Source organism: Pseudomonas sp. GM49 (genome assembly GCF_000282355.1).
Taxonomy (GTDB): domain Bacteria; phylum Pseudomonadota; class Gammaproteobacteria; order Pseudomonadales; family Pseudomonadaceae; genus Aquipseudomonas.
The window spans coordinates 1-625 of record NZ_AKJL01000119.1; the positions used below are offsets into that span (position 1 = coordinate 1).

General features: G+C 63.2%; 1 protein-coding gene. It reads left to right on the plus strand.

Features of this window, described 5'->3' with window-relative positions; all coding sequences use genetic code 11:
* Positions 1-15: 15 nt before the first annotated feature.
* Positions 16-625: glycosyltransferase family 2 protein (locus PMI29_RS17135; RefSeq protein ID WP_033052310.1), on the plus strand; the 610-nt coding region annotated here is incomplete at its 3' end.

Genomic DNA, 625 nt, shown 5'->3' on the forward strand with positions numbered 1-625 from the left:
GGCGAGAGAGACTCCATGAGCCAAGACATTTTTGTATCCGTACTGATTCCCGCTAAAAACGAAGCGAACAACCTCAAGCCGCTGCTTGAGGAAATCCGCGTCGCATTGGCCGCTGAATCGTACGAAATCATCGTCGTCGACGATGGCAGCACCGACGCGACCCTGCATGAGCTGCGGCAGATCCGCCACGACGGCTTGAACACTTTGCGCATCCTCCATCACGAGCGTTCGCTGGGGCAGAGCACCTCGCTCTACCACGCGGCCCGTGAGGCACGGGGTACGTGGCTGGCCACCCTCGATGGCGACGGCCAGAACGACCCGGCGGACATCCCCGGCATGCTCGCGCTGGTGCGCGGCGAGCCAGGCAAGGTCGATGTGCAACTGGTTGCCGGGCATCGGGTCAACCGTCGCGACACGGCGAGCAAACGCTACGCCTCGCGTTTCGCCAACAACCTGCGCCGCCGCCTGCTCAAGGACGCCACCCCGGACACCGGTTGCGGCCTGAAACTGATCGATCGCGCGGCGTTTTTGCGCCTGCCGTACTTCGACCACATGCATCGCTATATTCCAGCGCTGATCCAGCGCCATAACGGCCGCATGATCGTGCACCCGGTCAACCACCGGC